Origin of the sequence: Pseudoalteromonas tetraodonis, from assembly GCF_002310835.1 — a bacterium.
In the GTDB taxonomy this organism is placed as follows: domain Bacteria; phylum Pseudomonadota; class Gammaproteobacteria; order Enterobacterales; family Alteromonadaceae; genus Pseudoalteromonas; species Pseudoalteromonas tetraodonis.
The window spans coordinates 2650204-2674602 of sequence record NZ_CP011041.1; the positions used below are offsets into that span (position 1 = coordinate 2650204).

Annotated in this window: 27 protein-coding genes; 13 read left to right on the forward strand and 14 right to left on the reverse strand. The window is 40.5% G+C overall.

The genetic code is table 11. The features are described 5' to 3' along the window. Nucleotides 1–37: 37 nt before the first annotated feature. From PTET_RS12370 to PTET_RS12385, 4 genes are read right to left on the reverse strand one after another with little or no spacing between them, the layout of a single operon-like run. Nucleotides 38–388 carry a hypothetical protein gene (locus PTET_RS12370; protein WP_004588885.1) on the reverse strand — a complete coding sequence of 117 codons (351 nt, stop codon included), beginning with the start codon at nucleotides 386–388 and terminating at the stop codon, nucleotides 38–40. 55 nt (nucleotides 389–443) lie between these two features. After that, complete coding sequence (locus PTET_RS12375; RefSeq protein WP_004588886.1) at nucleotides 444–1346, reverse strand: cation diffusion facilitator family transporter; 903 nt, start codon at nucleotides 1344–1346, stop codon at nucleotides 444–446. Beyond that, nucleotides 1333–2064, reverse strand: a complete 732-nt coding sequence (locus tag PTET_RS12380) for a transglutaminase-like domain-containing protein (protein ID WP_004588887.1) — start codon at nucleotides 2062–2064, stop codon at nucleotides 1333–1335. The genes PTET_RS12375 and PTET_RS12380 overlap by 14 nt, the downstream gene beginning before the upstream one ends. Nucleotides 2065–2119: 55 nt before the next feature. Beyond that, nucleotides 2120–2734 carry a cation transporter gene (locus tag PTET_RS12385; RefSeq protein WP_004588888.1) on the reverse strand — a complete coding sequence of 205 codons (615 nt, stop codon included), beginning with the start codon at nucleotides 2732–2734 and terminating at the stop codon, nucleotides 2120–2122. A gap of 77 nt (nucleotides 2735–2811) precedes the next feature. Between PTET_RS12385 and PTET_RS12390 the strand changes: the two genes are divergently transcribed. The 8 genes from PTET_RS12390 to arsJ all read left to right on the forward strand — a co-directional run bounded on the left by PTET_RS12390 (nucleotide 2812) and on the right by arsJ (nucleotide 9029). After that, nucleotides 2812–3201, forward strand: coding sequence for a Cd(II)/Pb(II)-responsive transcriptional regulator (locus tag PTET_RS12390; protein WP_004588889.1), 390 nt, complete (start codon nucleotides 2812–2814; stop codon nucleotides 3199–3201). Between the two features lie 42 nt (nucleotides 3202–3243). Further along, on the forward strand, nucleotides 3244–3621 hold the full coding sequence (locus PTET_RS12395) for a MerR family transcriptional regulator (RefSeq protein WP_004588890.1): 378 nt from the start codon (nucleotides 3244–3246) through the stop codon (nucleotides 3619–3621). Nucleotides 3622–3723: 102 nt separating this feature from the next. Continuing rightward, entirely contained in the window at nucleotides 3724–4125 is a 402-nt protein-coding gene (locus PTET_RS12400) for a MerC family mercury resistance protein (protein ID WP_239978102.1), read from the forward strand. Nucleotides 4126–4475: 350 nt separating this feature from the next. Continuing rightward, nucleotides 4476–5237: a metalloregulator ArsR/SmtB family transcription factor gene (locus PTET_RS12405; protein ID WP_036983716.1), complete on the forward strand. Its 762-nt coding sequence runs from the start codon at nucleotides 4476–4478 to the stop codon at nucleotides 5235–5237. Between the two features lie 11 nt (nucleotides 5238–5248). Further along, nucleotides 5249–6271: an ACR3 family arsenite efflux transporter gene (arsB, locus tag PTET_RS12410; protein ID WP_028835005.1), complete on the forward strand. Its 1023-nt coding sequence runs from the start codon at nucleotides 5249–5251 to the stop codon at nucleotides 6269–6271. Between the two features lie 14 nt (nucleotides 6272–6285). Further along, nucleotides 6286–6789, forward strand: coding sequence for a cyclin-dependent kinase inhibitor 3 family protein (locus tag PTET_RS12415; protein WP_016898911.1), 504 nt, complete (start codon nucleotides 6286–6288; stop codon nucleotides 6787–6789). 2 nt (nucleotides 6790–6791) lie between these two features. Continuing rightward, nucleotides 6792–7802 carry an ArsJ-associated glyceraldehyde-3-phosphate dehydrogenase gene (locus PTET_RS12420; protein WP_016898910.1) on the forward strand — a complete coding sequence of 337 codons (1011 nt, stop codon included), beginning with the start codon at nucleotides 6792–6794 and terminating at the stop codon, nucleotides 7800–7802. A 9-nt stretch (nucleotides 7803–7811) separates the two neighbouring features. Continuing rightward, nucleotides 7812–9029, forward strand: a complete 1218-nt coding sequence (arsJ, locus tag PTET_RS12425) for an organoarsenical effux MFS transporter ArsJ (protein WP_096038704.1) — start codon at nucleotides 7812–7814, stop codon at nucleotides 9027–9029. A gap of 50 nt (nucleotides 9030–9079) precedes the next feature. Here arsJ and PTET_RS19215 read toward each other — a convergent pair whose 3' ends face one another. The 4 genes from PTET_RS19215 to PTET_RS12445 form a co-directional block, all read right to left on the reverse strand. Beyond that, nucleotides 9080–9298: a GDCCVxC domain-containing (seleno)protein gene (locus PTET_RS19215; RefSeq protein ID WP_096038705.1), complete on the reverse strand. Its 219-nt coding sequence runs from the start codon at nucleotides 9296–9298 to the stop codon at nucleotides 9080–9082. Nucleotides 9299–9618: 320 nt separating this feature from the next. Further along, the gene (locus PTET_RS12435) at nucleotides 9619–9981 is read right to left on the reverse strand and encodes a hypothetical protein (protein ID WP_236613516.1); all 363 of its coding nucleotides are present in this window, start codon (nucleotides 9979–9981) and stop codon (nucleotides 9619–9621) included. 199 nt (nucleotides 9982–10180) lie between these two features. After that, a complete protein-coding gene (locus PTET_RS12440) occupies nucleotides 10181–11428 on the reverse strand; it encodes a DEAD/DEAH box helicase (RefSeq protein ID WP_096038706.1) in 1248 nt (415 codons plus the stop codon). 103 nt (nucleotides 11429–11531) lie between these two features. Further along, on the reverse strand, nucleotides 11532–12236 hold the full coding sequence (locus PTET_RS12445) for a DUF3581 domain-containing protein (RefSeq protein WP_096038707.1): 705 nt from the start codon (nucleotides 12234–12236) through the stop codon (nucleotides 11532–11534). Between the two features lie 156 nt (nucleotides 12237–12392). Here PTET_RS12445 and PTET_RS12450 point away from each other — a divergent pair, with 156 nt between their 5' ends. After that, entirely contained in the window at nucleotides 12393–12788 is a 396-nt protein-coding gene (locus PTET_RS12450; RefSeq protein ID WP_013465711.1) for a hypothetical protein, read from the forward strand. A gap of 87 nt (nucleotides 12789–12875) precedes the next feature. Next, entirely contained in the window at nucleotides 12876–13727 is an 852-nt protein-coding gene (locus tag PTET_RS12455; protein WP_096038708.1) for a CPBP family intramembrane glutamic endopeptidase, read from the forward strand. Nucleotides 13728–13784: 57 nt separating this feature from the next. Here the strand turns inward: PTET_RS12455 and gltX are convergent, their stop codons facing one another. The 3 genes from gltX to proB form a co-directional block, all read right to left on the reverse strand. Then, complete coding sequence (gene gltX / locus PTET_RS12460) at nucleotides 13785–15269, reverse strand: glutamate--tRNA ligase (protein WP_008111109.1); 1485 nt, start codon at nucleotides 15267–15269, stop codon at nucleotides 13785–13787. Nucleotides 15270–15319: 50 nt separating this feature from the next. Further along, nucleotides 15320–15679, reverse strand: a complete 360-nt coding sequence (locus PTET_RS12465; RefSeq protein WP_008111110.1) for a glutaredoxin family protein — start codon at nucleotides 15677–15679, stop codon at nucleotides 15320–15322. A 106-nt stretch (nucleotides 15680–15785) separates the two neighbouring features. After that, complete coding sequence (gene proB, locus PTET_RS12470; protein WP_033102848.1) at nucleotides 15786–16889, reverse strand: glutamate 5-kinase; 1104 nt, start codon at nucleotides 16887–16889, stop codon at nucleotides 15786–15788. A gap of 131 nt (nucleotides 16890–17020) precedes the next feature. On the opposite strand from proB, the gene PTET_RS12475 reads away from it, so the two are divergent. Next, a complete protein-coding gene (locus PTET_RS12475; protein WP_096038709.1) occupies nucleotides 17021–17980 on the forward strand; it encodes a DMT family transporter in 960 nt (319 codons plus the stop codon). Here the strand turns inward: PTET_RS12475 and PTET_RS12480 are convergent. From PTET_RS12480 to pdsO, 3 genes are read right to left on the reverse strand one after another with little or no spacing between them, the layout of a single operon-like run. Beyond that, entirely contained in the window at nucleotides 17875–18480 is a 606-nt protein-coding gene (locus PTET_RS12480) for a class GN sortase (RefSeq protein WP_096038710.1), read from the reverse strand. The genes PTET_RS12475 and PTET_RS12480 overlap by 106 nt on opposite strands. Continuing rightward, a complete protein-coding gene (locus PTET_RS12485; protein ID WP_096038711.1) occupies nucleotides 18477–20477 on the reverse strand; it encodes a marine proteobacterial sortase target protein in 2001 nt (666 codons plus the stop codon). The genes PTET_RS12480 and PTET_RS12485 overlap by 4 nt, the downstream gene beginning before the upstream one ends. Before the next feature lie 25 nt (nucleotides 20478–20502). Beyond that, nucleotides 20503–21228, reverse strand: coding sequence for a sortase-associated OmpA-like protein PdsO (gene pdsO / locus PTET_RS12490; protein WP_096038712.1), 726 nt, complete (start codon nucleotides 21226–21228; stop codon nucleotides 20503–20505). Between the two features lie 226 nt (nucleotides 21229–21454). Between pdsO and pdsR the strand changes: the two genes are divergently transcribed. Further along, nucleotides 21455–22150 (forward strand): proteobacterial dedicated sortase system response regulator, encoded by a 696-nt coding sequence (gene pdsR / locus PTET_RS12500; protein WP_008111124.1) that lies wholly within the window; start codon nucleotides 21455–21457, stop codon nucleotides 22148–22150. Beyond that, nucleotides 22144–24279, forward strand: coding sequence for a proteobacterial dedicated sortase system histidine kinase (pdsS, locus tag PTET_RS12505; protein ID WP_096038714.1), 2136 nt, complete (start codon nucleotides 22144–22146; stop codon nucleotides 24277–24279). Before pdsR ends, pdsS begins: the two co-directional genes overlap by 7 nt. Nucleotides 24280–24399 lie beyond the last annotated feature (120 nt).

Sequence of the window (24399 nt, forward strand, 5' to 3'; positions counted from 1 at the left end):
TATTAAAGGATAAATAGGTCATTAAAAATTAATCTAATTAAGAAATGGGCGGACGAAGTATCGCTTCAAGAAAGGTACTTGTTTGATCAATTTGATAAGGCGTTTTATTGATAATGTTTAGTTTGCCCGTGGTATTTGAATTACTGACTAAAATCCAAGATAAGTGGCTGCCACTGCAATGTCCGCAGTGATGACAATCTTTTTCATTATGCTGCTCATCACCTACATTATCATTTGAGACATTTCGATCATCTGCATGATCATGTTGAATTTGAAGGTGCTCTATATCTATTTGGTGATTCTCAGGTGTTGCGGATACAACAGCAGTTAACGATTGCAAAACAATCGAAACGACTAATAGTATTTTTAACGCAACATTGAATTTCAAAATAAACACCTACTTAAATATGAAAAATTATAATATCAAAAAAAGGTTTTCTAAACTAGCCATGCGCATGTTTTTCATGCTCGTCACGGCAAGTTTCTTGAGGAAACTCAAACTCAATGGTTGTATGAGATAAATTATAAGAAGAAAGTTCCTTAGCCACTTGTTGTTTTAGCCTAATTAATTTATCAACCTCAAAGTTATGGGCTAACTCTAGGTGAGCAGTTAATACGTGACTTTCCCCGTCTAATGACCAAAAGTGCATATGATGAATCCCATTAATTTCAGGTATAGCCTTTATCGCTTTTTCAATATTATTCTGCACTTCTTCATCAGGTGTAGCTTGAAGAAATAGTGCCAATGTTGTTTTCAGGTTTTTCAAAACGTTAAACAATATAAACAGTGTAAAGCCTATAGAAAGCAAAGGATCTAATATTGGTAGATCTACAAAAAGCAGCACGATAGAAACAATTAGGACTGCAACCCAGCCAAGTACGTCTTCAAGCAAATGCCACGTAAGTACTTTTTCGTTCAGCGTTTTACCCGCTTTTAGTTTAAATACTGCATACCCATTAACAGCAACCCCAAGTAATGCAAGACCCAACATTCCTTCAGCCATTGGCATTTCAGGATTAGATAATCTTGGTATTGCTTCAAATAGCACCCAGACAGAACCAATAACTAATACAATACTGTTAATTAATGCGCCAAACAGGGTAAGACGACGATAGCCATAGCTAAATCTATCGGATGCTTCTTTATCCGAGAAACGACTCAGTATCCAAGCGAATCCTATAGATAAACTGTCACCCAGGTCATGTACAGCATCAGCCATAATAGCGGTACTGTTGGTTAGCCAACCACCAATAAATTCGATAATAGTAAATGAAACATTAAGGAAAAATGTCCAACCTATACGGTCGTCTTTTCCATGCGAATGGCTATGGCTATGATTGTGCATTTTCCACCTCAAGAACTTTTAAATTTCTTACATTGACTACGTTAAAATTGATAAAGTGACGGATCACTCGTTGATACATCCAACGTTTGATTCCTGATAAGTTAGTTCCTTTTTCGAGATAAAACTCATCAGGGGAATTATAAACACCAAAATCATCATGAATACCTTCTTTTTGTATATAGGTATCTTGACCACGCCAATCTGTATCTGGCGAAGAGAAACACTTTGTTGCAACACCATAACCACAAAATTCGTTTTTTATTTGACTAAATTTGTGCTGTAGTGAACTTAAATATTGTTCATCTAATATAAAGCCTTCTAAGTTTATCCAACGATCCTTGAAATAAACTTCAATCCAACTATGAATGATATATTTAGGTGCTAACCAAAATACATAAGTTGGAATAGCTCCTTTTTGTAATCGCTGCTCAATAGTAAAGCCGTGAAAACGACATTGAATACCTAATCCTCGTAACAAAGCCATCAGCAAGTTACCCTTGGTATTGCATTGTCCGTAACCATCGGCTAAAACACTGCTTGCTGAAATATCATCACTCTCATTGTAACCAAATAATATTTCATCTTTAACAAATTGGTAGGCTGCACCAATTTTGTTGAAGTCATCGAGTTCTTGCCAATTACGCTCAGAAATTAATGATTGAATTGTAGAGTGTTCAAAATTTACTATCTTGGTTTTTTCTAGATATTTGCTATTCATTGATGTTTCCTTACTTTGAACAACCAAAGGTTGATTGTTTATCTTCATTTGGTGTTTAACGTGTTTTCTCAGCAACAGCTAATTCTTGTTTAGCATCGCTTAGTATTCGGTAAGCGCCTCGAAGAATTAACATTGAAATGATGCTACCAATGACGATATCAGGCCAACGCTGTTTCAGCACCATAACGAGTATGCCTGCGATAACGACACCAAGATTTGCAATTACATCATTCGCTGAAAATATCCAGCTAGCTCTCATATGTACTTCATCGTTGTTGTGCTTTCGAATAAGGATGAGACAAATCACATTTGCAACTAAAGCAACCATGCCTACGCCAATCATAAACCAAGAGTGAGGCTCACTTTCACCATACAGCCTTCTAGCAATATCCATTAGAATTAGCACGCCTAACCCCAGTTGGAAATAGCCACTCACTAAAGCAGCATTAGCCTTATGTTGGATTGACTTTCCCACCGCGTATAGTGCAATTGCATAGACGATTGCATCCGCTAGCATGTCTAACGAATCTGCAATTAAAGCCGTTGATTCTGATAACCAACCAAAGCCAATTTCAAAAACAAACATCGAGGCATTGATAGCCAGAAGCCAATAAAGCACCGTTTTTTGCTGGTTATCTTTTAGCTCAACTTCACACCCACAATCGCTCATTTTCATCTCCGATTAACTTGTATGCTCTAACTATAAATCCTATAGTGACTATAGGGTCAAGTTTATTTGGAAATTTTATGAAAATTGGTGAGTTATCGAAAACATCGGGGTATTCAGTACAAACCATCCGATATTATGAAAAGGAGGGCTTGCTGTCAGATCCTGATCGCACTGAAGGGAATTTCAGGTTGTATTCTAATAAGGCATTTAAAGAGCTAGAGTTCGTAAAGCATTGTCGAAGTTTAGATATTCCGCTTAATGATATTAAGCGACTCATTGAATTAAAAAACAAGCCAGAGGAGAGTTGCTCTAGTGTAAATGCATTAATTGATCGGCAACTAACTTTAGTTAATCAACGAATGAAGGAATTGAATGCACTCAAAAAAGAGTTAAAACTAATGGCAAGCTCTTGCGGGTCTGACGGTACAATTGAAGTCTGTGGCATTATCAAGTCATTAGATAGTTGAACTAAATATAACTTTAGATTAGTAGTATTCACAAAGGCAATAATGAAAACCATTGGCAAATTAGCACAATCATTAAATTTAAATGTAGAAACCATTCGTTTTTATGAACGAGAAGGACTGATTACACAACCTGAAAAACCAATATCTGGTTATAGACAATATGACGAATCAATAGCAGGACAACTTAGGTTTATCACAAAAGCCAAAGCGCTCGGCTTTACGTTAAGAGAAATAAAATCGCTAATGTCTATGGACAGCAACTGCGCTCAAGTTGAGCTATTAAACCGACAAAAGTTAGCAATCATTCGAGACAAAATTAATGACCTTCAACGTTTAGAGAAAGTAATTGTGGGTATGACAAATACCTGTATGCAAAACGAAGATCCAACACATTGCCCCATAATTGACTCATTAAAATGATTGACTCCGTACTTGTATACGGAGTTTAGAATGATGGTAATATCAACCAATAGACTTTCAAATGATAAATAAAATATTAGACAGAGTAGGCTCTAGTGGCGTTTGGCTAGCGGCACGGCCTGCCTCCCTGCATTAAGGTCACTTGCATCGGCATTAGGACTAGGCTTCTTCTCTCACTTCGAAGGAATAGCTGTAAATACGCTTTTACCTATTTTTGCATCTTTGGAACTATTGGTAAACTTATACAACTGGCACAAAAATAAAAACCATACCAGAGCTGTCTTCAGCATTCTAGGGCCTGTAGCAGTGCTATTAACGCTTTATCCTCTTTGGCTATATGATTGGAGCACATACCTATTTTACTTTGGTATTTGCTTAATGGTCGTTATGTCGGTTTTGGATATCGTAAAACCAGTAAGGGAGCAAACATGCAACGTATGGCTAATTGCCGTCGTTGAAACGATTAACGGTCAATGTCTGCTTTTCGCTCAAAGCTGCCCTTAGAGCATTTACGTTAACTCGTTTTGGGGCAAAGGCGAGTTACATTTATAACTTGCCTCTGGACAAAAATGATTTTGATCGACCGTCTGCTGATCGCTCACTGCCGAACTTCGTAAAAGTGCCACTTTGAGTCGTTCAGTTTAATTCTTTGCTCAACTAATAAAAACTAATTAACAGACGTTTTACCTAATTCATTTAGGTCAGTGGCTTAGCTCTCCAATTGACCAACTGCGGTATTGTACTAGCAGTTATACTTCTAACTAACACTACTCATAACTCATTTTTTCGAAAATATCTGTTGTCACCACAACATAATAAATTTATTATATAATAAATTTATTATGGAGCATTTCATGAAAGTTCTCTTTTTATGCACTGAAAACTCAGCTAGGTCTATCATGGCTGAGGCGTTGCTAAAACATCATGGTAAAGGTGAGTACGAGGTTTATAGTGCTGGTACTGAGCCAAATAGTGTTGATAGTCGTACCTTGTCAGCTATCGAGCACTTTGGGTTACCTACCGATGGATTACACTCAAAACACCTTGATGAAGTTAGCAATATCCATTTCGATTTTGTTATTACCCTGTGTGATAAAGCGGCAAAAGAGTGTGATAGCCGAGTCAATGGTACTAACTGCCTTGCTTGGGATTTCCCTGAGCCTCGTTCTCGTAGAGATGCCAACCCGTTTGAAAAAACGCTACAAGAGCTAAATGAACGGATTAAAATGTTTTTGCTGATACAAGAAAAGCAAAAGCCAGCGCCAATAACGCCAACTACTTTTTACAAAGCTCTGGCTGATGATATTCGCTTGAAAACGCTTTTAATCATTGCGGTTGAGGGTGAAGCGTGTGTCTGTGAGTTGATGACTGCATTAGATGAAGAGAGCCAGCCCAAAGTGTCCCGTCACCTAGCACAGCTTCGAAAAACAGGCATTTTATCTGACAGAAAGCATCAGCAATGGGTGTTTTATTCGATCAATCCAACATTGCCAGCGTGGATGAAGCAAACCATCACCTCAACGGTAGTGAATGAGCCTATTTTTATCGAACAAGAGCTAGCCAGATTAAACTCGATGGGTGACCGTCCTACGCGTGTGGCAAGCTGCTGTAATTAAGGAATGTAACTATGGGGATTTTTGAACGTTATTTATCTGTTTGGGTGGCGATATCAATTGCTGCTGGTGTGGCGCTGGGGATTGTTTACCCACCTCTTTTTGAAGCTATTGCAAAGCTTGAAGTTGCCCATGTAAATGTAGTTGTTGCTGTTTTCATTTGGGTAATGATCTACCCAATGATGGTGCAAGTGGATTTTTCAACCATTAAGGAAGTAGGGAAGAATCCGCAAGGCTTGGTATTAACTTTGGTGGTCAACTGGCTTATTAAACCATTTTCAATGGCTGCTTTAGGTTGGTTGTTCTTCGAAGGCTTATTTGCCGATTTTGTATCACCAGAAACAGCGCAAGAATACATCGCTGGTATGATTTTACTGGGGGTTGCACCTTGTACGGCAATGGTGTTTGTCTGGTCGCAATTAACCAAAGGTGATGCGAACTATACCTTAGTTCAGGTGTCGGTGAACGACATCATCATGATTTTTGCATTCGCTCCCATTGCGGGGTTATTGCTTGGTGTAACAGACATTCATGTACCTTGGGGCACCTTGTTTATCTCGGTGATTTTGTATGTATTGCTCCCTTTAATCGCGGGAATCCTGACTAGAAAACACTTAAACAGCTCAGGTCGCGATGAAGCAGCTATCACAAGTTTGCTAGAGAAGTTAAAACCGTTTTCTGTTATCGGTTTACTGGCAACAGTCGTTTTGCTGTTTGGCTTTCAAGCTAACACCATTATTGAGCAACCACTTAATATCTTGCTAATCGCCATTCCGCTTATCCTGCAAACCTATGGCATTTTCATTATTGCCTATTTTATCGCGGTCAGACTCAAGCTTAAGCACAACATTGCTGCACCTTCTTGTTTGATTGGTACATCTAACTTCTTTGAATTGGCAGTGGCAGTAGCTATTTCCCTTTTCGGCTTACATTCAGGCGCTGCATTGGCGACCGTGGTTGGGGTTCTGGTTGAAGTTCCAGTTATGTTGTCTCTCGTATCGATTGTGAACAGAACAAAACATTGGTTTAACGAATAATTAAGAGGCTTTTTATGCACACTCATCCATATGACATACTAACACTTGATAATGGCGCAAGCTTTATCTTTACTCCTTGCCCCGGAACAAAAGACGTTGATTTAACAACATCGGTTACACAATTGAAAGATGCTGGAGCACAAGCGATTGTGACGCTGATGTACGATGCAGAAATGAACAAGAATGAAGCCGAAGACCTTCCTCAAGTGTGTGATGCACAAGGTATTAAATGGTTTCAGTTACCTATTTTAGATGACGATGCACCAAATGAAGATTTTGCAGCAGCGTTCAAATCAAACCTTGATGACATGCTATCTATCTTACGCAATCAAGGCACCATTGCCGTGCATTGTAAAGGCGGCTCTGGTCGCACAGGCTTAGTCATTGGACTACTGATGTTTGAACTAGGTTACGACAAGGCAGACATTATTAAACAAGTGCAGAAAATGCGCCCTAAAGCGCTCTCACACCCAGTACAACTTTCTTTTTTCAATGAGTTTCAAATAGTAGGAGCTTAACAATGGCAATTAAAATTGGTATTAACGGTTTTGGCCGCATGGGTCGCTTAACACTTAGAGCTGCTTTTGGTTGGCAAGACATTGAGTTTGTGCAAATCAACGATCCTGCTGGCAATGCAGAAACGCTAGCACATTTATTAAAGTACGATTCTGTGCATGGTACTTGGTCACATGATGTAACCCATGATGACAATAACGTGATAATTGATGGTCAAGCCATTCGTGTAACGCAAAACAAAGCAATTAATGATACGGATTGGTCTGAATGTGATTTGGTCATTGAAGCGTCAGGCAAGATGAAGAAAACTGAGTTGCTACAAGCCTACTTAGACCAAGGAGTAAAAAAAGTCGTTGTAACAGCACCCGTAAAAGAAGAAGGTGTACTTAATGTGGTTATGGGGGTTAACGACCATCTATATGATGTTGAACAGCACTCAATCGTAACGGCAGCGTCTTGCACCACAAACTGCTTAGCACCAGTGGTGAAAGTGTTACTGGATAAAATCGGCATCAAACATGGCTCAATGACGACTATCCACGACATTACCAACACTCAAACGATTCTAGATGCTCCGCATAAAGATTTACGTAGAGCGCGTGCCTGTGGCATGAGCTTAATCCCAACCACTACAGGTTCGGCAACGGCGATTACTCATATTTTCCCAGAGTTGAAAGGTAAGCTGAATGGTCATGCGGTACGTGTGCCTCTTGCGAATGCTTCAATTACTGATTGTGTATTTGAGGTTGAGCGTCCAACAACGGAAGCTGAAATTAACGCTTGGATGAAAGAAGCGGCTGAGGGCGAATTAAAAGGCATTCTTGGTTATGAAGAAAAGCCACTTGTGTCTATCGATTATAAAACCGACCCACGTTCTAGCGTTGTCGATGCATTATCAACAATGGTCGTTAATGGCACTCAGGTGAAGCTGTACACATGGTATGACAACGAGTGGGGTTACGCTAATAGAACGGCTGAACTTGCTCGTAAAGTCGGATCATCAATTAAAGGGTAATGTAACACTATGAAGCGCTTGGCATCATTATCTGACGATATTAAGCAATACCTTGTTGTAACAGGCAATTATTGGGCATTTACCTTAACCGATGGCGCACTACGCATGTTGGTAGTGCTTCATTTCCACGCGTTAGGCTATAGTCCGCTGAGCATTGCGATGTTGTTCTTGTTTTATGAAATCTTTGGTGTTGTCACTAATTTAGTTGGCGGCTTCTTAGGTGCCCGTTTAGGGCTAAATAAAACCATGAACATCGGTTTGGCGATTCAAATAATCGCCTTGCTGATGTTAGCCGTTCCCGCTGAATGGTTAACCGTTGTCTATGTGATGATTGCACAAGCGCTTTCAGGCATTGCCAAAGACTTAAACAAAATGAGCGCAAAAAGCTCAATTAAGATGTTGGTTGCCGCAGGACAAGAAGGCACCTTGTTTAAATGGGTCGCGGTATTAACAGGCTCTAAGAATGCCCTGAAAGGCGTTGGCTTTTTCTTAGGCGGCTTACTGTTAACTTTACTTTCCTTCAAAGGCGCAATGTTGTTAATGGCAGGTGTTTTGGCTCTTGTTTGGTGTTACAGCCTTTATGCTTTGAAAAACGACTTAGGTAAAGCCAAGAACAAACCTAAGTTTACCGACATCTTCTCAAAGAGTCGCTCTATCAATATCTTATCGGCTGCACGACTCTTCTTGTTTGGTGCCCGTGATGTCTGGTTTGTGGTTGCACTACCTGTGTTCTTGTCACAAGTGTTTGAATGGGATCATTGGACAGTAGGTGGCTTCTTAGCGCTTTGGGTGATTGGTTACGGTTTTGTCCAATCAATGACACCTAAGCTAATCAATTTCAAAGCTAGCGTTTCTCCTGCCACTGAAACCGTAAAATGGGCAAGCTTGTTGGCATTAGTGACATTAGGTATAGCTTTATCGTTACACTTTAACTGGGAAGTTAAAACGGCACTCATTGCTGGCTTAATGGTATTTGGCGTACTGTTTGCCATTAACTCATCTCTGCACAGTTACCTGATTGTTAGCATGGCTGATGCCGATGGCGTTTCGTTAGATGTTGGCTTTTACTACATGGCAAATGCAATGGGGCGTTTGATTGGTACAGTGCTGTCAGGCTGGGTTTTCCAGCTATACGGGTTAGCTGCTTGTTTAGCAATTTCATTTATCTTTATTAGTTTAGCTGCACTTATTTCTGCCAAGTTACCAGCCACAGCAAGTAACAAGTAAACAGTTTGCATTAAGGCTTTCCCCTGACACTTAGCAGTCAGGGGAATGAATTATTTACCAAAGCAACAACTGTTCCCTTCTTGGATGGGAGGACACTTTACTGTCCCATAAGAGCAATAGACGCAACAATCACCTTTTAATGGTTTAAGCAACTTTTTACAGCTTTCGCATTCGTAGTACCACTGGCAAGCATTTGTAGGCATAATCTCAACTTTACTAAACCCGCACTTTGGACAGGTTATCTTTGATTCTAACTCTATGCCTTGCATACTGGCTCCATAACAGGCCTAACCATATCTAATACTGACATAAATACCATCCATGTGATCAAAGAGACATCATTATACAATTAATGCAGATTGCCTAAACTCAATTTTAGGGCATGAACGGGTTCGCTAAGCGTCCGCTTTGTAGAATTAAGTCCAGATATCCAGATAACTCTGACTGTCTCTTATTCGCTCATAGCAGCTTGTCAGGTGAAGTCTAAACTAATTCTCCTCAGCTGTAAGATCAGATATGAGCTACTACACCTATATGGCTTGCCTTTTTATTTTTATAATGTAATTCGCTGGTCAATTTCTTTTTAAATTTATATTTTATTACTGTGTTTATCGCGGATTGTTTTTTTTAGCTGTTTCTTAATTAAGGTTTGTTCGCAATACAATGCAACAAAAACCCCAATAAAACTCGAAAAGATCACAATAAGCCAATAGTAAGCACTATTAAACGTGACTATCTCTGAAATAGACAGATACAAATTGAATGGAACCACAAAAATTAAAAATCCTAAGACTTTGATAAACTCCCTAAATAGCTGAGAGTCCATTTTGGCTGAGTTTATATGAGCATTAATAGTTTCGTCTGACACATTACCTAGCTCAGCGTATTCCTTTTTCAACCAATTGAGATAATCCAATTTCACTTCCTTTTTTATATTTTTCGCTTCAATCACCTGATTTCATTCTCGACAAAATAATTACACTTTATTGATTACATGTAAACAATACAATGACTTAACACTTAAGCTGCGTGCTAAAAAGAACTAACAGGGAGAGGTAGTGAATTAAGAAGATGCAACAAACCACGGCGCTAAATTCAACGCCGTGTTGGGCTCTTTTTACTGACAACTGATAGCTAAAAACTGAACGCTTTTATTTACGTCTTCTGTTAGGCGCTCTTTGTCCTGTAATACGTTTTTTATCGCGATCTTTACGCGCTTTGTTGGTGTTTTTGCGGTTATCTTTAGGTGGCTTATTTAAATCGGGCTCGTAGCCTTCAAGCCATTGTGGGGCTAAACGCGTATCAAGCAGTACTTCAATTTCTTCAAGTAGCCACTGCTCATCTAAACTCACTAACGACATTGCAAGGCCTTGCTCGCCAGCTCGTCCTGTACGGCCAATACGATGCACATAATCTTCAGCTATGTATGGCAATTCAAAGTTAATTACGTATTTAAGTGCCGGTATGTCTAAACCGCGCGCCGCTACATCGGTGGCTACTAATACACGCGTACTACCTTCTTTGAAGTTATGAAGAGCGCGGTCGCGAGCACCTTGTGATTTATCACCATGAATAGATTCGGTTTTTAAACCATCTTTACACATTTCTTTAGCAAGCTTATCGGCCATTTGTTTAGTGCGGGTGAATATAAGCACTTGGCGCCAGTTTTTCATGCCAATCATGTGCGAGACCAGTTCGCGCTTTCTGTCTTCATCTACTGCGTAAATAACTTGTTCAACCTCTACAGCAGCAGAGTTACGCTTATCAACTTCAATAAGCTCAGGATCTTTGAGTAGCTTTTTACTTAGCTCAAATACACTGTCATCAAAGGTGGCGGAAAACAGTAAGGTTTGACGATCGCATGGGATATGACGCAGTATTCGTTTAATTTCGTCAATAAAACCCATATCAAGCATACGGTCTGCTTCATCAAATACTAAAGAGTCCACGCTTGAAAGCACCACACTGCCCTTCACTATATGATCAAGTAAGCGCCCTGGCGTTGCCACTATTACTTGCGCTGTTTTAAGTGCTTTGATTTGTGGGCCAATGCTTGCGCCACCATAGGCAAGTGCACCTTTTATATCTGTACCTTGTGCGTATTTTTCAAAGCTTGCAAATACTTGCTGAGCAAGCTCCCTAGTGGGCGTTAAAATAACCACACGGGCAATGCCTGGTTCGTCTTTTTTAGCTGAATTTAAAAGCTTATGTAATAGCGGCAAAACAAAAGCGGCTGTTTTACCTGTGCCTGTTTGCGCACTGCCCATTACATCATTGCCCGCTAAAATCGGCGGAATAGTTTTAATCTGAATAGCGGTTGGTGTGGTGTAATTATTTTGCTCAATCGCGTTTAATAATACAGGGTCGAGATCAAGTGATGAAAATGATGTGGCAGACATAGGCTTAGCTTTAAAATAACAAAGAGCGCTATTATACCTGAGCTACATCAATAAAAAAGGCGTTAAATACAGCTGTATTTAACGCCTTTTTTCTCTGTATTTTTTAAGCAGGCTTTAACGTCGCCTTACGCTCATTGTAAAACGTAATTAAATCATCAACGGTTGCTTGGCAATATTCACGAATGCCCGACACCACCATGTGTTTTTCACCAAAACCCACCTTTTCGCCGTTTTCGAGTAAATTAAAGCGCAAGGTTATTTTGCCGCGTTTACCAGCGTATTCAAAGCTAGGCTCTGCAAACTCAAGGGTGGGTGATTTAATATCAATGTTATTAAGATTAATTATCATTGATTCATAAATAATCATAGGCCGCGCAGGATTTATCATTACCTCTTGCTTGCCCATTAAAGGAATAATTACATGCGGGAACGCAGCACCTGAGAACTCAACATAATTTTTTATTAAACTATTTGTAAGTGTTGGGCATTTGCTGGTTTTACCGTCGCGCTTAACCTTTAAAATTACTTTTTCGCCATGGTTTACATCAAATTCTTCTCCAGGTTGTTCTGGAAAATTTAGTTTGGTATTTTCATCAACCATACCGGCAAAGGTAAACTCCATTCGCTCACTAATGCCATAGCGGTCTAACACTAGAGAAAAAAGTAAGTCTCCTGGTGCGCAAAACTTTTTAGCGTCTTTATCATGAAGCGGGTTGTAGTCGTCGGCTACACATTTAGCAAAGCGACAACCTTGCTCACGAGAAATTGAAACATAATCAGCATGCTGCTGATAGTAAGGACTTAACATAGTGTGTTCACTGCTTAAACTGCTTATAACCTAGCTATACTACCAGAAAAAAAATCTTGAGAGGTCGAATCTGTTTAATAAAGGCGAAAAATGATAATTTGCAACTCGCTAATTAACTAAGTAAATTAGGCAAATACGAGTTTAAGGGATTAACTAATGAAGTATTTTTCTTTATTAATATGCGCGGTTTCATTATTAACTGGCTGTAATAACATTACTTACACAACCAATATCGACGACGAGGTTTTATCAGAACACGTTTCAAGCCACATTAAAAAACGTGGTCTAGAGCAATTTTACAGTGTTCAGGACGCTCTCGATAGAGGTGCAAGCCCCCTTGGTGGAATAAAAGGCGAAAGCTGCGATGTATCAGATGATATGCGAACATCCTCAATTAGCTATAACCGTTTGAAATCACAAGCCATAGAATCCCTTAAAAACGATGTGCTTTATTTAGGTGGCAATGCATTTACACTGGAGCAATGCCAATCAGTATCCCGCTACAATTGTGATTTAGCCGTTACTTGTACCGGACAAGCCTATAATTATTAATAGTTCTGAATTATATAATTAAGACTATAACGCTATGTGATTCGTTTTCTCTCATTTCCCCTATCAAACAACAAGCTGTATTTGCCAATGACTTTTTACTTTTTAGCTGCCGCTATTTTATGTGTTTTCCCACAGTGTAAACTCACTGTATTTCGCCAACCATTATGGCAATACTTATTACTGCTAAGTGTTATTACTGCCTATTATCAACAATATATAAATTTAAACGCGGTTGCTGTTATAGCTGTTTATGTGGGATTGTTTCACTTTACGCTATTGGCAACCTCAGCGTTAAAACGTAATGTTCTAACGTCTTTATTTATAACAGCCTCACTCGGGTTGGCCTTACATTGGTTTGCGGGTTTTAATAACCTGCCTATTGTTGTTAATGAACAAATCACCAGTAACGCAATTGCATTTACCTTGTATGCTAATTTTGATAAAGCATTAGCGGGTTTAATGCTGAGCGCTTATTTTTTTGCAAAAAATAAAACGGCAAAGCCAGTGACTATCGGCTACCCTGCTTTAATCATAATTATCACTATTTTAGCGGCGCTTATAACTGCTTTAACGTTAAACCTTGTTGAATTTGCGCCAAAAGTACCTGAATTTTGGTTGTTATTTATAGCTATCAACCTACTTTTTACCTGCGTTGCAGAAGAGGCATTATTTAGGGGGGTGATACAAACTAAGCTTTCAAAACTAATAACCCCGGGCAGGTTTGCATTACTGGCACCGGTGATCAGTACTTGTGTATTTTCACTGGCACACTTTTCAGCGGGTACTCATTATATGCTTGTGGCGGCCGTTGCAGGTTTTGGTTATGGCTATATTTACTATAAAACAAGCCGATTAGAATGGGCCATTTTATGTCATTGGCTCGTTAACGTGTTTCATTTTTTCTTATTTACTTACCCTATGCTGGCAACTCCATCTTAGAATTACAGGCACAAAAAAGCCGCTTAAATTAAGCGGCTTTTGAATCTGTATACGCGATTACGCACTTGGGTAATCGCGGTATGCGCGTTCTATCTTTTTAGCCTGCTTTTTAGAAATACCTAAATGGGCAAGCGCAACACGTAAACGTGCACGCGATAGATCTGATCCTAAAATCTCCATTGCATCTAATACCGAAGTTGATGATGTTTTGCCGGTAATAGCCACAAATATAGGCTCTAAGAAGTCTTTAATTTTAAGCTCGTGGAAGGTGGCTACTTCTTTTGCAATTGCAAAAATAGCTGGCTTTTCAAAGCTACGTAAGCCTTCCAGTTGCCATACAAAAAATTGCAGCGCTTGGCGAATAACATCTTCGTCAGCTTTACCGGCGGTTAATAGCGCTGGGTCGTAGGTCGGGATGCCGCCTACAAAATGCCCTGCTAAATCAACCATGTCAGAGAGTGTATTTATACGCGTTTTAGCTTCAGGTAAGACTTTAGCCAGCATGTCGCCATTAAATTTCCAGTCAACAAAACGCTGCATTAGCTCTGCATCAGTTAAGTTTTCGCGGATCCACATACCGTTTAACCAGCTTAACTTGTCTACGTCGAATACTGGGCCACCAAGCGATACACGCTTCATGTCAAAATGTTCAATCATTTCATTAAGGGTGAACTTTTCACGCTCATCAGGCATTGACCAACCCATACGGCCTAAGTAGTTTAGTACCGCTTCTGGTAAGTAACCCATTTCTTTGTAGTAATTAATAGACGTTGGGTTTTTACGCTTAGACAGTTTTGATTTATCTGGATTACGCAATAATGGTAAGTGACCTAGTACCGGTGCTTCCCAACCAAAATCTTCATACAGTTTTAATAGCTTAGGCGCTGAGTTTATCCACTCTTCACCACGGAAAATGTGGCTAATTTGCATATGGTGATCATCCACCACGTTAGCTAAAAAGTACGTTGGAAAACCATCCGCTTTTAATAGCACTTGCATGTCTACGTTTTCCCACGGGATCTCAATTTCGTCGCGTAGGTAATCGTTAAACTTAAAGGTACCTTCGCTTGGGATTTTCATACGTATAACGTACGGTTTACCAGCAGCTAGGTTTGCTTTAATTTCGTCTTCTGTATGGTTTAAGCCACGGCCATCGTATTTAGGACGCAGACCTTCGGCCATTTGCTCTTCACGCATTTGGTCCAGTTCTTCGCTGGTTGCGAAACAGTAGAATGCTTTGCCGTCTTCAACTAACTGATGAGCGTATTTTTTATATAAATCACTGCGCTCAGATTGACGGTATGGACCAAATTCACCACCTACATCAGGACCATGATCCCACTCAAGGCCTAACCAGCGTAAGCTATCCATGATGGCTTGTTCAGATTCTGGTGTGCTACGAACTTGGTCAGTATCTTCAATACGAAGTACAAATTCACCGCCTTGCTGTTTAGCAAAACAGTAATTAAATAAGGCAATGTAAGCGGTGCCAAGATGCGGGTCACCAGTTGGCGACGGAGCAACACGGGTACGAATTGTCATGGTAATGTCTCTTTTAATAAGTGAGATGGTATGAAATACCAATAAATATTTTAAGCGGCTACTTTGTTTAAGTAAGCAATAATATCGTTTGATTCATAAAGCCATTTTACTTGGCCATCTTGCTCAATACGTAAACAAGGTACTTTAACTTTTCCGCCTTGCTCTAATAGCTCTTGGCGGTATTGCTCATCATTTTTTGCATCGCGTGTTTCAATTTTTAAGCCTTCACGCTTAATTGAACGGCGCACTTTTACACAAAAAGGGCATGCTTTGAATTGATAGAGCTTAAATTGTGCGGTTTGCTGATCAAGCTTAGTTTGCTCTTGCGGATCACGTTTTTTGCTACGCGGCGTAAAAACAAAATTAAAAAATAAGATGATACAACCTAAAACCCAGCGAACTAATTTCATCTTCAATACTCTTTACAACAAATTTAAGGTGCAAGATTTTAACACAAAAAAGCGCAACACTATAAGCGGATTATACGTTGCGCTATATCGTTAAAAAAGTGCTTAATTACAACACCACCATATCATCTCTGTGTAGCACTTCCACGCCGCTATCGTAATCAAGTAAATGGCTGATTTGATTAGAATGTGCGCCTTTTATTTTATCGATTTCAAGATGGCTAAAGCGCGTTAACCCCCGTGCAATAATTTGCTGGTTTACATCAATTAAGTTAATTAAATCTCCACGTTCAAATTCACCTATGGCACGCGTAATACCTTTAGCAAGTAAACTAGCCCCCTTAGATTGCAATGCATGCACCGCACCGGCATCAATTAAAATTTGGCCACTACTTTTAGGCCCTGCCAATAACCATTTTTTTCGACCATCTTTAGGCGCGGTAAGTTTTAAAAAACGGGTGCCTGGTAGTTGCTCGCTCATGCATTTTAAAATCACATTTTCATCAGCGCCTTTGGCAATAATCACCTCAACCCCAGCTCTTCTGGCAATATCCGCGGCCTGTAATTTGGTTGCCATACCCCCTGTGCCTAGGTTCGTACCGCTGCCACCCGCAAGTTGGCGTAACTCATCATTAATATGGGTAACTTCGTCAATCAAGGTGGCGTTAATGTCGGTGCGCGGATCGCTGGTGAATAACCCTTGTTGGTCGGTCAGTAGCAGTAACTTATCGGCATTGGCTAAAATAGCCACCAATGCCGACAAGTTATCGTTATCACCTACTTTTATTTCGCTAGTAGCAACTGCGTCATTTTCATTAATGATCGGCACTACATCGTAATTTAATAGGGCATTGAGGGTATCGCGTGCATTTAAATAGCGCTCTCTGTCGTCAACATCCGCGCGCGTTAGTAGCATTTGCCCGACGTTAATGCCATACAACGCAAATAAGCTTTGCCAAATATGAATGAGCTGCCCCTGTCCAATGGCGGCCAACATTTGTTTGTCTATTAATGTGCGCCCACAGGGTTTTAATAGCTGTTCGCGACCTGCGGCAACCGCACCGCTTGATACTAAAATAACGTGATGACCTTGCTTTTTTAGCTCACTGCATTGGCGAACAAGTTCCACCATATGTGCTTTGTCTAACTTATCGGTACCGCCAGTGAGTACGCTTGTACCTAGCTTTACAACTACGACCTGATCCCTTTGCATGTTTTTTACTTAGCGCAATAAATGATGAATTTATTTATACCAGTTCGGTATTTTTGAACAAGTAAAAAATATTCAATCACCCCCTCTGCATGCTAGGATCGCACTATATTCAACCGATTAAATTACACCTTATGCCTGCCAGTTTATGTTTAATTATTGCCACCTTTTTGTGGGGTAGCTCCTTTATTGCACTTAAATACGCGATTGCGATTTATGACCCTGCCTTGGTGATATTTTTACGTATGCTCACCACTTTACTGATTTCGTTATGTTTATGGCGTTACGTAATTCGCTTTGAATATTTAAAAGGCGATTGGAAGTACTTATTAGGCATGTCACTGGCAGAGCCTTGCTTGTACTTTTTATTTGAAGGCCACGCAATGGAATATACCTCAGCGTCTCAAGCGGGGGTGATTGTTTCTTGTTTACCCATTATTGTGGCATTTTTAGCGTTTTTCATGCTCAAAGAGCATATTAGTAGAGCTATTGTAGTGGGTTTTACGCTGTGTATTGGCGGCAGTATTTTACTTACCTTGCTCTCACCGAGTTCAAGCCAAGCCCCAAACCCATTACTGGGGAATTTTTTAGAATTAATGGCCATGGTGTGCGCGGCATTTTATACCGTGTGTATAAAACATTTAGCTAACCGCTACTCCCCGCTCACATTGATTGCTCTGCAAGGCGTGAGTGGTAGTTTGTTTTTTGCTCCGTTTTTACTGTTTATTGACCTACCCAGTGAAAACCAACACGATTTAACCGCACTAATGAGCATTTTGTACTTAGGCTCTTGTGTTACTTTGGGTGGGTACGGCATGTACAACTATGCGATTAGTAAAGTGTCGGTGTTAACCGCCGCGGCTTATTCTAATTTAATCCCTATTTTCACTTTAATTTTGTCAGCCATTATCCTCAACGAAGTACTAACTCTTGGCCAGTGGATCAGCATATTTGTGGTGTTTATAGGCGTAATGATTAGTCAACGCCATCAAGAACTAGTGGTCGATATTCCTAACTCAACTTCGGGTGAGGATATTTCTGCCGACACTAACCATCTTAAATCGGTACCCGAGGCCAGTGAATCAAAAGGGTAACAGGTTAATAAATACAGCCCTGATTGCTGCAAAAAATCGGTGTTGTACTGATTAATTACCTCAACATGTGTTACTGAATAATGCTGCACTTGGCCATTTTTAAGTTGTAGAGAAAATTGCTCCCCCACTTTAGCGTTTTTTAAAAACGCAAAGTGGGTATCGTTGTGGCCGGCAATAAGTGCTCCTTGCGAGTTACCAAAATCAGCCCCACCTAAATCCCCTGCTGGTAAAAAGTGGCTCGGCGCAAACGCTAAGTTTCTACCACTTGCACCATCAAGCACGGTTAGTCGTTTATTATGCTTTGGCCATATTATTTGTGCCACCGGGTAGCTATCAGCATAAAACCACGGCTTAATTTTTTTATTGGGCGATTTAAGGGCTCTTTGCCAAGCTTGCTCTATTAACACTTGTGCAAGCCATGCCTTTGACTGCATGTATACACCATGGCCAAACAAGCTCAGCCCAAAGGCAAGTAAACCTATGCTTAGCCACTTTTTCATTTACAGCGCCTTACTAACAACAGACCACCTAGAAGTAGTAATGCACCAAACACAATATGCATTTTGCTTTGCCCATCTGTTTGCGGCAAGCGCATGGTCATTCCTTGTGGCATAGTATTAGCCACTTGTGTGCTTTGTTTAGCAACTTCTTTAATAGTGGTCTCTTCTATGGCAATAAACGCAGTAAATGGGCTAAGTAATTGATGCTCAAGCGCGAGCTGCTGCACTTGCTGTTTTACAACACTTTGTTGGTTGTATAACAATAACGACTTTATTTTTTGACGTGCCCAAAGCTTATCAATTCCTGTAGCTTTTGAATTTGCTTGCGGATTAAGCTTAACCTTAAACTCCCCATGCGCCGTTTGCCCAGTAAAAGTAATTGCATCGGTATTGTCTAATTTAATAGCCACCATAATAGGCTCAGCAAAATATAGGTCGGGCAAAGGTGAGGGCCAAAAATCTAAGCTGTCTCCATTTGTATTTGTTAACGCTAAATTAGTCATCGCCGGGTGAGCAAGTTTATCAAACAACTGCTGCATTTTCGGCTGCACATCATGAGCACTGCTTATAAAGGTGTAAGTTCCCTTACCTATATCAGCGGCACGACGCATAAAATAACGGTTAGGTGCGCTACCAATGCCCACGGTAAATAAACGGCTATCACCTAAGGTATGCCCAATATGTTTAAATAACTGATCTTCGTTACTTACGCTACCATCGGTTAAAAATACAACTTGGCGCACAAACCCTTCAAACTGCGTACCATCAAGTACAGCATCAAGTGCGCCTTTTATTTCAGTTCCGCCATCGGCTTGTAAATTATAAATAAAACGCTCTGCGCGACGTAAATTGAAGTCACTGGCAATTAATGGGGTCTCACTCATGACTGCAACCTCATTATTAAAACTGACAATATTGAAGCTATCATCACTATCTAATAATGATAATGCGTAAAACAGCGCTTTTTTAGCTTGTTCAATAGACTGCCCATGCATAGATCCCGAAGTATCAACTACAAACACCATTTCACGCGGTAAACGCTGAGATTGAGTAAAACTATCGCTTGGCGGCATTAACATTGCTAACGCATACTGCTCACCATTTTGTGCTTGCTGAGTAAAAAGTGCAGCTTGCGCTTGCGCTATTTGAAGTGGCTTAAACTCAAGTACAAAGTCTCTATTTATGGCTTGCTGTTGTTTTAGCACAATGCTGTATTGCCCAAATGCAGGGTTTTCAATATTAACTTGATGGTACTTAGCGTTTATATCAACCAATTCTAAGCCTATATCCATGTTAATTGTTAAGCTTAAATCACTGGCATTTGCCGCCTCATTGGTTTGTTTTGTGTAAACAGGGCTTAACCAACCCTGTGGAGTGAACGAAGGTGCATTAGCGCTTTTTATCGCATGCTTATCTTGATCATCGTTAACTTCTCCTGTTATTGCATGATAGCGTGGCGTAATTGTAGTTGGAAAATGAATCGCAAAGGTTCCGTGTTGGTAATCAATAATCTCTTGATACTCAAGCGTTATAGCTATTTCTTCTCCGGGCCCTACATTTGCCACATTTGTAATAAACATATTTGCACGTTGCTGTCGCAACAATGAAGCTTGTTTGCCTGCTTTTTTGGCAGCTTGGTACTGTTTTTCAGCTTGGCGTTTTTTTGTTATTTTACCTTTGATAACTCGCTCGCCAATGCGCATGGTCATTGCTTGCACGGCGCTTTCATCGGGTAAAGGAAATACATAACGTGCATTTACGGCAAAAGGGTTTTCATTTATGTAGTGCTGCGTAACTACAACACGATTAATTAGCCCTGTTAGGGTCATTTTTGCATCGCTTTTTAAAATAACCCCAGGGTTAACCGCCACTCCTTGGCTATCAAACAAGGATAGTTTTGGCGACTGTGCATGGCTTTTAAAGCTGGCTAAAAGCACGATGATAATAAAAATAAAAAGGCTTACCTTGGTAAGCACTTTGGTGGGTTTACTCAACATAAATCACTCCCTCGAACGCACGCTGTTAATTGCTTGCTGTTTGGTCAGTAGTTTGATTTAGCGCACGGGTAGTGAGAGTAACGCGTCTGTCAAAAAAGTTATCTTCAAGGGTGTTACTGTTTGCTATGCTTTGCTGCTCGCCAAATGCTTGTGCGCTTAAACGTATATGGCTTACACCTTGTTTAATTAAGTAACTTTGTACGGCGTTTACTCTGGCTTTTGAAAGTAATAAGTTTGCTTGCTCTTCACCACGCTGATCGGCAAAGCCACTTAAATCGAGTGCGAGTTGCGGTTGGCTTTTTAATAACGCTACCAATTGATCAAGCTGCTTGGCAAAATGTGGAGCAATATCGCTAGAGCCAGTTTTAAATTGCACCGTCATTGCCAATAAATTATTAAGCTGCGATTGCGTTAGTTGCTCATTTTGCTGAGCCAGTAGCTCAAGTTGCGCCTCTAGGTGACTGTTATGATTAAGAACATGCTGGTAGTCGTTGGTTTTCTCTGCCATTACAGTTAAAGCTTGCAGCTGCTCAGCAATGGTTTGCTCAGCCACCTTGGCATCGCCAATCAAACCACCAGCAAATGCGCCTACAAACGCGCCGATTGGCCCACCAACAACACCACCAATAATGGCACCGGTGCTCAGGCCAACAATTGTTTCTTTTTTTGCTTCTTTTGATGGGGTATCCGCAGCAAATACTGGCGTACAAAAAGTGCTAACAAGTGTGAGTGCGATTAATGTTTTCTTCATGGTCGATTCCTTACTATTAATAATGGTTGGCAAGCTATTGGTTGGCACTTGCGTTGTATTGGTAATTTCAATAGCTGTATTAAAACACTATGAAGTGGCAATAAAGGGGAGTAAAAATGGCAAACTGCTGAGCAATTGTGGCAAAAAAATGGCAATTGTGTTTTTAACCGTACTTAGCGCAAAAACTTCGCTATAGTGCGCCTAAGTCAATATGAGTAATTAAAAAATGAAAAAAATAGCTATCGTTGAAGATGAAACTGCCATTCGCGAAAACTACATAGAAATGCTAAGCGCTCAAGGCTATCAGGTAAGTGGTTATGAAAACCGCCCTCAAGCAGAAGTCGCTTTTAAAGAAGCACTCCCCGATTTAGCCATTGTTGATATTGGCTTAGGCCATGAAATAGATGGCGGCTTTTTACTGTGCCAAACACTGCGTTCACTTTCTAAAACCTTACCAATTATTTTTTTAACCGCTCGCGACAGCGAAATAGACACCGTATGCGGCCTGCGCATGGGCGCCGATGACTACTTAACCAAAGATATTAGCTTAGCGCATTTAGCCGCGCGTATTGGTGCGCTATTTCGCCGAATGGAAGCATTAGAGCAACCCGCCGATGCCAACGCATTAATAATTCGCGGTCAACTAACACTCGACACGCAACGCATGCAGGTGCTTTGGCAGCAACAGTTGGTTGATTTAACCGTAACTGAGTTTTGGATGCTGCATTCACTCGCCCAACGACCTGGCCACGTTAAAAGCCGTAATGAGTTAATGAGCGATGCTAAAATTTATGTAGACGACAGTACCATTACCTCTCATGTAAAACGCATTCGTAAAAAGTTTATAGCACTCGATAGCCAGTTTGACTGCATTGATACCGTGTATGGCATGGGCTACAGGTGGGAGCAACCCACATGCTAAGATTTGGCCTACGCAGTAAATTTATTCTACTTTCATGCTTTTTGTTTTTGTTGCCATGGTTAGGCTACGAGTACGTATGGGAAATGGAAAAGTTTTTACGCCAAGGCCAAGAAAAAACGCTCGTAGGCACTACACGTGCACTGGCCACGGCCCTGCACGAACGTCCCGCTTTATTTGACGAACAAACCAACTTTTTAGACCAAGTTGTAAAAGGCCGCGATCTCTATGCTTATAATTTAAAAAGCCCAATTCAGCTCGATGGTAAACTCAGCGACTGGGACGCTTACCAATCGCTATTTTGGCTTTATGACAAACGCTACTTACAAACAGCCAATGATAACCATCAACTGAGCAACTTATCATTTAGCCACATGGTAGGTAAGTTTGATAATTACTTATATGCTGTATTTAAAGTCACAGATGACACTGTAATTTACCGTGCTAAAAACAGCCTCAGCATTACCAATAATGACTATGTAAAAATTGGCCTAAAAAACCCTGATGGGCAATTTAATACTTATATTATTGCTCCGCGCCAAGATGGCTGGGTCAACGCATTTGATGCCAACAGTAAAATGCCTTTTACTAAAATTCAGGGCTTTTTTAAACAAACTGAAACAGGTTACAACCTTGAGCTGCGCTTTCCTTTGAGTATGCTTGGCAATAAACTGGGGTTTGCCATTGCCGATGTTGATAGTAAACAACCAAACCAAACACCTAATATCATGTCTACATCCAACTTAAATAACCCAAATGATTTAGGCTCAGTACTGGTGCCCTCCCCTGAGATAAACCGTATATTAAAAGGCATGGGCCACAGCGGCAGTCGCATTTGGGTGGTCGATAATCATCACCGTGTTTTAGCGCAATCGGGCAGTATTCAAAATGCCGATGGCGTATGGGCTGATGGGCTAAAAAATCAAGCGCCAAAAACCGCATGGCAACGCTTTGAACAAACCTATTTGCATCCTTTGTATTATAAAATTTTAACGCGTCCTGAAGATGAATTTATAGATACCTTACACGATGTCGCTTCAATGCAAGGCGCTCATTTAGCCAAAGCACTGAAAGGTCAACCGGCCTCGTCTTGGCGACTCACCCCCGATAACAAAGCGGTGATATTATCGGCCGCGTATCCTATTTGGATTGAGGATAAGGTTATTGGCGCAGTTATAGCCGAAGAAACCACTAATGGCGTGCGCACACTGCGTAATAAATCGCTGGAAAAACTATTTAATGTGATTTTAGCGGTCATGTTAATTGGCACAGTCACTTTGTTCTTTTTTGCCTCACGTATATCAAGTCGTATTAGGCGACTACGCGATACAGCAGAGCAAGCCATTGATGCACAAGGGCGGGTAACAGGCTATATAAATTACAGCGATGCCAATGACGAAATTGGCGATTTATCGCGTAGCTTTTCAAATATAGTGAGCCGACTTGGTGGCTATACCGATTATTTAGAAAATATGTCGTCGCGCTTATCTCATGAGCTGCGCACGCCGGTTGCGGTTGTACGTTCATCACTTGAGAACTTACAAAGCTTGCAGCAAAGTGAACTGAGTCAAAAATACCTTGAGCGTGCCAGTGAAGGAGTTGAGCGTTTAGGGAAAATAATTACCACTATGAGTGAAGCAACCCGCCTTGAGCAAAGCATTCAAAGTAATGAGCCAGAGCCGTTTGATTTACAAAAAGTGATTAGTGGTTGTATGCAGGGCTACCAACTTACTTACCCTAACCAGTTATTTACACTCAACATTTGCCAAAGCACACTGCCAATGCAAGGTGCCCCTGAATTTATAGCGCAACTGCTCGATAAGCTAATTAATAATGCCTTGGAATTTAGTGAAGCCAACACCGCGATTGAAGTCAGTCTGAAGCAAAGCGAAAACAAAGCAACATTAACGGTAAGTAATACAGGTACTTTATTGCCTGAGGGGCTTACTGAACATATTTTTGATTCTATGGTATCGGTGCGCAGCCAACAAATGCAGCAACAGCCGCATTTGGGTTTAGGGCTATATATTGTCAGGCTGGTGTGTAATTACCATAACGGCAGTGTTATCGCGCATAATAATGAGCAAGACAATGGTGTGGTGTTTACCGTGAACCTGCCTTTAAATAATTAAACAAAAAGCGGTTTAATTATAAACCGCTTTATTTTAAAGCTTTGCAGTTACAATTTAATTCACACACAAGTGTAACGATTCACTTTTAATTCATTCGCTCAGTCTTAGTCTACTCACCTA

What these genes read in the sequence shown, in the direction of transcription:
- PTET_RS12390 (WP_004588889.1), top strand. Translation starts at nt 2,812, where the DNA reads ATGAAAATTGGTGAGTTATCGAAAACATCGGGGTATTCAGTACAAACC.
- PTET_RS12475 (WP_096038709.1), top strand. Translation starts at nt 17,021, where the DNA reads ATGCCTGCCAGTTTATGTTTAATTATTGCCACCTTTTTGTGGGGTAGC.
- arsB (WP_028835005.1), top strand. Translation starts at nt 5,249, where the DNA reads ATGGGGATTTTTGAACGTTATTTATCTGTTTGGGTGGCGATATCAATT.
- PTET_RS12420 (WP_016898910.1), top strand. Translation starts at nt 6,792, where the DNA reads ATGGCAATTAAAATTGGTATTAACGGTTTTGGCCGCATGGGTCGCTTA.
- proB (WP_033102848.1), bottom strand. Translation starts at nt 16,889, where the DNA reads ATGCAAAGGGATCAGGTCGTAGTTGTAAAGCTAGGTACAAGCGTACTC.
- pdsR (WP_008111124.1), top strand. Translation starts at nt 21,455, where the DNA reads ATGAAAAAAATAGCTATCGTTGAAGATGAAACTGCCATTCGCGAAAAC.
- PTET_RS12405 (WP_036983716.1), top strand. Translation starts at nt 4,476, where the DNA reads ATGAAAGTTCTCTTTTTATGCACTGAAAACTCAGCTAGGTCTATCATG.
- PTET_RS12395 (WP_004588890.1), top strand. Translation starts at nt 3,244, where the DNA reads ATGAAAACCATTGGCAAATTAGCACAATCATTAAATTTAAATGTAGAA.
- PTET_RS12485 (WP_096038711.1), bottom strand. Translation starts at nt 20,477, where the DNA reads ATGTTGAGTAAACCCACCAAAGTGCTTACCAAGGTAAGCCTTTTTATT.
- PTET_RS12480 (WP_096038710.1), bottom strand. Translation starts at nt 18,480, where the DNA reads ATGAAAAAGTGGCTAAGCATAGGTTTACTTGCCTTTGGGCTGAGCTTG.
- pdsS (WP_096038714.1), top strand. Translation starts at nt 22,144, where the DNA reads ATGCTAAGATTTGGCCTACGCAGTAAATTTATTCTACTTTCATGCTTT.
- arsJ (WP_096038704.1), top strand. Translation starts at nt 7,812, where the DNA reads ATGAAGCGCTTGGCATCATTATCTGACGATATTAAGCAATACCTTGTT.
- gltX (WP_008111109.1), bottom strand. Translation starts at nt 15,269, where the DNA reads ATGACAATTCGTACCCGTGTTGCTCCGTCGCCAACTGGTGACCCGCAT.
- PTET_RS12375 (WP_004588886.1), bottom strand. Translation starts at nt 1,346, where the DNA reads ATGCACAATCATAGCCATAGCCATTCGCATGGAAAAGACGACCGTATA.
- PTET_RS12455 (WP_096038708.1), top strand. Translation starts at nt 12,876, where the DNA reads ATGACTTTTTACTTTTTAGCTGCCGCTATTTTATGTGTTTTCCCACAG.
- PTET_RS12380 (WP_004588887.1), bottom strand. Translation starts at nt 2,064, where the DNA reads ATGAATAGCAAATATCTAGAAAAAACCAAGATAGTAAATTTTGAACAC.
- pdsO (WP_096038712.1), bottom strand. Translation starts at nt 21,228, where the DNA reads ATGAAGAAAACATTAATCGCACTCACACTTGTTAGCACTTTTTGTACG.
- PTET_RS12445 (WP_096038707.1), bottom strand. Translation starts at nt 12,236, where the DNA reads ATGTTAAGTCCTTACTATCAGCAGCATGCTGATTATGTTTCAATTTCT.
- PTET_RS12415 (WP_016898911.1), top strand. Translation starts at nt 6,286, where the DNA reads ATGCACACTCATCCATATGACATACTAACACTTGATAATGGCGCAAGC.
- PTET_RS12465 (WP_008111110.1), bottom strand. Translation starts at nt 15,679, where the DNA reads ATGAAATTAGTTCGCTGGGTTTTAGGTTGTATCATCTTATTTTTTAAT.
- PTET_RS12450 (WP_013465711.1), top strand. Translation starts at nt 12,393, where the DNA reads ATGAAGTATTTTTCTTTATTAATATGCGCGGTTTCATTATTAACTGGC.
- PTET_RS19215 (WP_096038705.1), bottom strand. Translation starts at nt 9,298, where the DNA reads ATGCAAGGCATAGAGTTAGAATCAAAGATAACCTGTCCAAAGTGCGGG.
- PTET_RS12440 (WP_096038706.1), bottom strand. Translation starts at nt 11,428, where the DNA reads ATGTCTGCCACATCATTTTCATCACTTGATCTCGACCCTGTATTATTA.
- PTET_RS12385 (WP_004588888.1), bottom strand. Translation starts at nt 2,734, where the DNA reads ATGAGCGATTGTGGGTGTGAAGTTGAGCTAAAAGATAACCAGCAAAAA.